Source organism: Trinickia dinghuensis (assembly GCF_003367175.1).
In the GTDB taxonomy this organism is placed as follows: Bacteria; Pseudomonadota; Gammaproteobacteria; order Burkholderiales; family Burkholderiaceae; genus Trinickia; species Trinickia dinghuensis.
In genome coordinates, this window is the sequence record NZ_QRGA01000003.1 from 627943 (window position 1) to 634061 (window position 6119).

The window sequence follows — 6119 nt, forward strand, 5'->3', positions numbered from 1 at the left end:
CATGGATGCTCCGTTCCCCATGCTGACCGGAAAGGGCAGCAGCGTCGCGACGCTCGTCATCGGCGCGCTCGTCATGTGGGCTGTGGTTGCCGCAATCAAGAATCAACAGCCCACCGCTACAAACCCGCTCACATCCACCGGCTGACGGTGCGCGGCGCTTAGTCAAGCGCCGCTTCCCCAATTTCGAGATACCCCGCCGAAGGCGTCGAACGCCCCGGCGTGGCTCAACACATCCTGACGAAACGTGGCGCGAGGCTCGGAAATGCAAGCGAGAACGCAAACGGCAGTAACGATATATCGGCGCCGGTCGGCGTGTATTCATCCATCCGCATTGGGCGGCTTCGCGATAGACGGCCCCTACTTTCGCCGGCCTTCGCGCATCGCTTGCGCCGTCGATCGCTTCTTTCACTGGCTGGGGGCATGACATGGAAGACCCCTCCTACGCCGCAGGGCGCCAAGCGTACGAATACGGATGCCCGTTGTCGGATAACCCATACGAGGCGCTGTCGGCCGATTGGCACGACTGGCAACGGGGCTGGTGCGACGCGCAAGAGGACGATTTCGAAGACTTCCACCCGGGGATTGTTTGATATGGAAGCCCGAGCCTTTATCGCCTTCATGTCGCGCATGTGTGCCGGCGCGATCATCGTCGACCCGCTGCGCGGGGGCTGTCGATGAGCGCCTTTTCCGAACTCGGCTATCACGACGCGGACCAGGAAGAAGTCGAGCACATGCCCGGCAGCGTGACAACCGACGCTTATCGCAACCGGCTCGCCTGTCGACCATCGAGCGTCGCGCACGTCCCAGCAACGCCGATCGGCGATGCCGCGCTGGAACGCATTTATCGCGTGTTGCGACGCCGCGGCGCCGGACGGGGGCGATGATGTGGGTCTACGCGCACGCAATTGACGCCACCTTGCCGACGTTGCCCGCCATGAAGAAGGCCCGCCAACGTCTGCCGTTCCGCTGGTACAAGCGGGCATACCGGAAGGCTGAAGAAGCTGGCCGCAACAGCGCACAGCGCGCGAATGCGCCGTACATGTTCGATATGGCCGCGGCCGAGCGCAGCGCTACGGCGTTCCTCGAGGAGCACGCGCCCGACACCTTGCCGGTGCGTCCGAATGCATCAGACATGGAAATCTGCGACAAGGCGCGACGCATCGCCAACGATTTCCAGTTGCGCACTATCGGCCTCACGAACCACGACGCGTTGACGGTCGCAAAGGCAACATGCAAGGCATACGGCATCGCCCTACCCGCCTTCGATCAATCATCCGAGCAAGTCGCCCGCGTGAGCTGCGAATTGTGGTGGCGGAGACAAATCCGCAAGCTGCACACCCGCGAACTGGAACACTCGAATATTCGGCTGCACTACGTCCACTACCGATCGGACCCGTATGCAAGCGATGACGCCGTGCGGCGGCGCATTGCGCAGAACCGCCGCAACGCAGCGACATTGGAAGCCGTAGCGCTAGAGAACGAGCTGGGGCACCGTTTCACTCTCGCGGAGCTGGCAGCAAAGAGCATTTCGAACAAAGCGTTGAAACGTGGCGAGCTATTCACACGTCTACGAGGCTGTGAGGGGTTGGCGGCAAGTGCGCGCATGCGTGGCGTGATGTTTTCGTTGACGTGCCCAAGTCGGTTTCATGCGGTGAGCCAGTCCGGGACGACGTTTAGGCCGAACAAAAAGTACAGCGGCGCGACGCCGCGCGACGCCCAACGCTATCTGAGAAAGGTATGGGCTCGCATTCGGGCACAGCTCAAGCGAGACGGTGTGACCTACTTCGGTATGCGCGTGGCCGAGCCCAATCACGATGCCACGCCGCATTGGCATGGGATCGTGTTCTCAAACGACATTGACCACTTCTGCGCCGTGATGCGCAGGCACGGCCTACGTGTCGATGGCAACGAATCGGGCGCACACGAGCATCGCGTGACGTTCAACGTTATTGACGACGCCAAAGGCTCGGCAGTCGGGTACATCTCGAAGTACATCAGCAAGAACATCGACGGGCACGGGGTCGGCGATCACAAGACGAAAGAAGGCTTCGTCGTCGCGGCCGACGTGCTCGGGGACGTCGAAATCACGCCATCGCAGCGCGTCGAGGCGTGGGCGGCGCTATGGGGCATCCGTCAGTTTCAACAGTTCGGAGGGGCCCCTGTGGGCGTCTGGCGCGAGCTGCGCCGTGTGAAGGAAATAGACCTTCCGACTGCGGAGGAATCCCCGGAGATCCGCGCGGCGTGGCGAGCGGCCCAGAAGACTGACGACCATCGAGCGGATTGGGCCGAGTACGCGCGCGCGATGGGGGGCATCGCAGGCGAAGCGCGACGCATCAGCGTGAAGTACACGGCAGAAATGCGAGAAGGCCGTTACGGTTCGCGCCTCGTGCGTGTGCCGCACGGCATCGAAGCGCTCGGGCTCGCACACATCGTCGACGGCATTTGCGATTACCGCGTCGAGGCGCCGATCTTCGTTCCGGCGACACGTTATGAATGGAAGGTGGTTCAGCGCAGCGCCGAAGGCGCGAGCACTCGGACTCGTGTCAATAACTGTACGCACGACGCCAGTGAAACACGCCCGAACAAGGCCGACTCCACCGAGGACCGACCGAACCAACCCGTGAAAAACGACGTGCTGCGAAGGTAATCCCCTCGATTTTCGAGTCTCGCCCAATCAATTCCATAAGCAGGACCGATCCCATTGAAGCGAAAAGGCTCTCGATGCGACCAAGCACGCACGTAGCCTGATGCCAACCGGACATAACGAACAAGACGATGCGATACGAACCATCTAAACCACAAAAGACCGCGGCCGGGCTTAACAATGCGACTGTGACAAGAATTCCAACTCCTGAGCGACAACAAAGCGAGGAGAAAGATGCTCGGCGCGACACAATACGAATGATGAAAGTGGCCGAGCAACGCGGGTTCGGTGCCGCGCGCCGCGACGTCAATGCACAGCACCCTAACATCGCCAAAGTTTGGAGCTACCCCGCGGTGACATTTCCGGTTCGCCCTAGACCAAAGGGCAAGGGGAAGGATGCCCCCTTCTTTGGCATGCCCGATTGGTATCGCGAAGCGATGAACCGACAGAGTGTCACGCCCGGGGAGTTCGAGCACTGGCGGCGCTATTTCGTGAACTTGACTCCGGATGAATGTGCGGCGCTGTTTAGAGTTAGCAAAAAGACCATCGGAAATTGGGAAAAGGGCAACAGCCCAATCCCATTCTCGGCGTGGTACGTAATGCATTGCCAGCTCCAAAACCCCGAGGTCTGGTTAAGCCGATGCGGCTTTACGGACCTCTTCGTAGAGCATCGGGACGGCAAGGCTTATCTGTGCAGCGCCGAGTATCCCGACATCCGATTTACGCACGGCCAGTTGGCCTACTACGCCCAGGCAATGGGGCATCTCGATTCCGTGCAAGCCGAATGCGAGCGCGCGAAGGCTCGAATCGTTGAACTCATCGCGGAAAACATCGAGCTTCGAAGGATGTTCAAGGGCCATCACATCAAGACGCAGTTGGAAGGCATGCAGGCCCAGATCGGTGAATTGTTGAGCCGGCTGCACACGGCAGACGTATATGCGTTCCCCGTCGAGCGCGAAGGTGACGCGGAACCGGCGCCGGTCACTGCAGCGGGGGCGCGATGAGAAAGCAATTCAAGCTCAATACAGCAGTCAGCGCACTGGCAAACATGGCCCGCTTGCGCATGCATGTCATCCGAAAAATGAAGAAGCCGTATCGGCCACAAGCAAGGCTGGGCCGCGCTCTGGCGCATCGTCGCGCGCAGAGAAGTGAGCATCAAGCTATCAGCACGCGCCCTATGTGCCGGCGCGTTCGGCGTGGCTCACGGATGAGGTAGGGCATGTTCCTTTCAAAAAAAGAACTCGAAGAACTGACGGGATTCGTCCGGTCTGCGAAGCAAATCGAATGGTTGCGGGCGAACGGTTGGCGGTTCGCGGAAGATTCGCAGCGCCGTCCAAAGGTTGCATGCAGCTATTTCGAGGCACGGCTCGGGGCAATGCAGTCGGCCCGGGAGGAATCCCAAACGGCAGCAATCCGGCCGCGTTTCGAGGCGCTGCGCGGGACACGCACGACGCGGGGGGCGGCACATGGGGCGTAGGAGAAAAACGAACCTTGACCTCCCGCCGCGGATGCACATGAAGGGAGGCCGCTATTACCACGTCGGAACATCGCTGCCGCGCCAGTGGACACCACTCGGGACCGATCTAAACGAAGCGAGGCGCAAGTGGGCTGAAATCGAAGCGGAGCCGGCGCAAGACGAAGACCGGACCTTCGCAGTCGTCGCGCGGCGGTATATGCGAGAGGTGCTGCCAACGAAATCGCCACGCACGCGCAGCGACAACCTCAAAGAACTAGAGAACCTGAAAGCGGTCTTCGGGGCGATGCCAATCGACGCAATTACGCCTGTCCATGTGCGCGAGTATCTGGACATTCGGGGGGAAACCGCGAAGGTGCGTGCGAACCGCGAGAAAGCGCTGTTGAGTCACATCTACAACAAGGCTCGAGAGTGGGGTTACACGAGCGCGTCGAATCCGTGCGCCGGCGTCAAAGGGTTCCGCGAGAGTGGGCGGGACATATACGTCACCGACGACGCGTTCCGGGCCGTCCATGCCGTCGCGCACTCGACGCTGCAAGACGCGATGGACCTGGCCTACCTTACGGGACAGCGCCCGGCCGACGTGCTGAAAGTGAAACGAGCGGACATTCGGGGCGATCACCTACATATCGTCCAGAACAAGACGGGGAAGCATCTGAGAATTGCGATCGAGGGGGAGTTAAAGGCGGTCATCGAGCGCATCATCGCCCGGCCCAGGAAGATGACGGGCGCGAACCTGCTACAGAACGATGACGGCACCCCGGTAAGCCCGTTCGAACTGCGATCGAGATTCGACAAGGCGCGCAAGCTAGCAGGCGTCTCGTTCCAATTTCGCGATATTCGGGCAAAGGCGGCAAGCGACACCGGCGACCTTTCGCACTCGCAAAAGTTACTCGGACACCAGAGCCGAAACATGACGGAGCACTACGTCAGATCGCGCATCGGGGAACGCGTGCGGCCGGTCCGATAAAACGGACAAGAACGCCTGGTTACGGCGGTTGTCACCAGGCCAACGAAGCCGGTTATACAGTCATCCAGATCAACCAAGCGATTCGAAACGCCGGTTGACTAAGCCCGGTCGGCCAGTTGCGGCGGTTACGGCGAATCGATTGGTTGGCTCGCACACCGTATTGCTCACCACCTCATATCGCACACTTCGGCATAATGCCGCTCGATGAACTGACGAAAAGAAACTGCCATCGGGGGCCGATGTGAATCTCAGTACAGCAGCCATTCCCGCGATTCTCGCCGCGCTCGCGTCCGGCGCCTTCGCCCTAGTCGGGGTAATCGTCACGTCGACGCTCGCGCGGCGACGCGAACATGAGTCTGGCTGGCGACAAACGAAGCTCGAACACTATCAGGAGTACGTCTTAGCGCTGTCGAGCATCGTCTCGGGTCGTTCGACGCCAGAAGCGCAGCACCGCTATGCTGACGCGGTGAATGCGCTAGCGCTGGTTGCCTCTCCTGCAGTGCTGGACGCCGTTCAAGTCTTCCAACGGGAAATTTCCTACCGTAACACTGAGCGAAGCGACGAACGGCATGACGCCTTGTTAAGCGCGGCTATCCATGCGATGCGCCAAGACGTTCAGCCTGGCCGTATTGACGCGACGCCCCGCGCGATCCATCTACTTGCCCCACCGCCGATGGCAAGCGGAACGGACAAAGTATCGGAGTAGCGATAAAGCCACATAGCCAGTGGTCGGGGGAATAGTCTTCGCCCGCCCCCTATCAACGGGCGCCCAGCGCAGCGCACGACATCGAACGCCCCAGAGGGCGGGCCGGCGCAGCGCACGCCGTATCGAGCACCCAGCGGGCGGCCAGCACCGCTCGTGCAGCATCGAGCGGCCGGCGCGGCGCACGCGACATCCCGCACCCCGACTGTCGGCCAGCGCGGATCACGCAGCATCCAGCGCCCCGGCAGGTGCCCGGCGCGGCGCACGCGACATTGCGCACCCGGTGGACGGCCGGCGCCGCTCGCGCAGCATCGCGCGCCCCGGCAGG

General features: G+C 61.4%; 8 protein-coding genes. All 8 read left to right on the plus strand.

Annotated features, from left to right (window positions below; all coding sequences use genetic code 11):
- The first annotated feature begins 1 nt into the window (after position 1).
- The 8 genes from DWV00_RS33930 (at position 2) to DWV00_RS07085 (ending at position 5794) form a co-directional block, all read left to right on the plus strand.
- Entirely contained in the window at positions 2 to 145 is a 144-nt protein-coding gene (locus tag DWV00_RS33930) for a hypothetical protein (protein WP_181885381.1), read from the plus strand.
- A gap of 280 nt (positions 146 to 425) precedes the next feature.
- Entirely contained in the window at positions 426 to 590 is a 165-nt protein-coding gene (locus DWV00_RS33935) for a hypothetical protein (protein WP_181885382.1), read from the plus strand.
- An 84-nt stretch (positions 591 to 674) separates the two neighbouring features.
- Positions 675 to 884 carry a hypothetical protein gene (locus DWV00_RS07060; RefSeq protein ID WP_115532790.1) on the plus strand — a complete coding sequence of 70 codons (210 nt, stop codon included), beginning with the start codon at positions 675 to 677 and terminating at the stop codon, positions 882 to 884.
- The gene (locus DWV00_RS07065) at positions 884 to 2647 is read left to right on the plus strand and encodes a replication endonuclease (protein WP_115532879.1); all 1764 of its coding nucleotides are present in this window, start codon (positions 884 to 886) and stop codon (positions 2645 to 2647) included. The genes DWV00_RS07060 and DWV00_RS07065 overlap by 1 nt, the downstream gene beginning before the upstream one ends.
- A gap of 128 nt (positions 2648 to 2775) precedes the next feature.
- On the plus strand, positions 2776 to 3648 hold the full coding sequence (locus tag DWV00_RS07070) for a hypothetical protein (RefSeq protein ID WP_147297850.1): 873 nt from the start codon (positions 2776 to 2778) through the stop codon (positions 3646 to 3648).
- 215 nt (positions 3649 to 3863) lie between these two features.
- Positions 3864 to 4121 carry a DUF4224 domain-containing protein gene (locus DWV00_RS35050; RefSeq protein ID WP_115532792.1) on the plus strand — a complete coding sequence of 86 codons (258 nt, stop codon included), beginning with the start codon at positions 3864 to 3866 and terminating at the stop codon, positions 4119 to 4121.
- Positions 4122 to 4158: 37 nt separating this feature from the next.
- Positions 4159 to 5088 carry a site-specific integrase gene (locus DWV00_RS34480; RefSeq protein WP_245964748.1) on the plus strand — a complete coding sequence of 310 codons (930 nt, stop codon included), beginning with the start codon at positions 4159 to 4161 and terminating at the stop codon, positions 5086 to 5088.
- 241 nt (positions 5089 to 5329) lie between these two features.
- Entirely contained in the window at positions 5330 to 5794 is a 465-nt protein-coding gene (locus DWV00_RS07085) for a hypothetical protein (RefSeq protein ID WP_115532794.1), read from the plus strand.
- Positions 5795 to 6119: the final 325 nt, after the last annotated feature.

Excerpts from the sequence above, each read along its gene's own strand:
- DWV00_RS34480 (WP_245964748.1), top strand. The coding sequence starts at position 4,159 with ATGAAGGGAGGCCGCTATTACCACGTCGGAACATCGCTGCCGCGCCAG.
- DWV00_RS07070 (WP_147297850.1), top strand. The coding sequence starts at position 2,776 with ATGCGATACGAACCATCTAAACCACAAAAGACCGCGGCCGGGCTTAAC.
- DWV00_RS33930 (WP_181885381.1), top strand. The coding sequence starts at position 2 with ATGGATGCTCCGTTCCCCATGCTGACCGGAAAGGGCAGCAGCGTCGCG.
- DWV00_RS07060 (WP_115532790.1), top strand. The coding sequence starts at position 675 with ATGAGCGCCTTTTCCGAACTCGGCTATCACGACGCGGACCAGGAAGAA.
- DWV00_RS33935 (WP_181885382.1), top strand. The coding sequence starts at position 426 with ATGGAAGACCCCTCCTACGCCGCAGGGCGCCAAGCGTACGAATACGGA.
- DWV00_RS07065 (WP_115532879.1), top strand. The coding sequence starts at position 884 with ATGTGGGTCTACGCGCACGCAATTGACGCCACCTTGCCGACGTTGCCC.
- DWV00_RS35050 (WP_115532792.1), top strand. The coding sequence starts at position 3,864 with ATGTTCCTTTCAAAAAAAGAACTCGAAGAACTGACGGGATTCGTCCGG.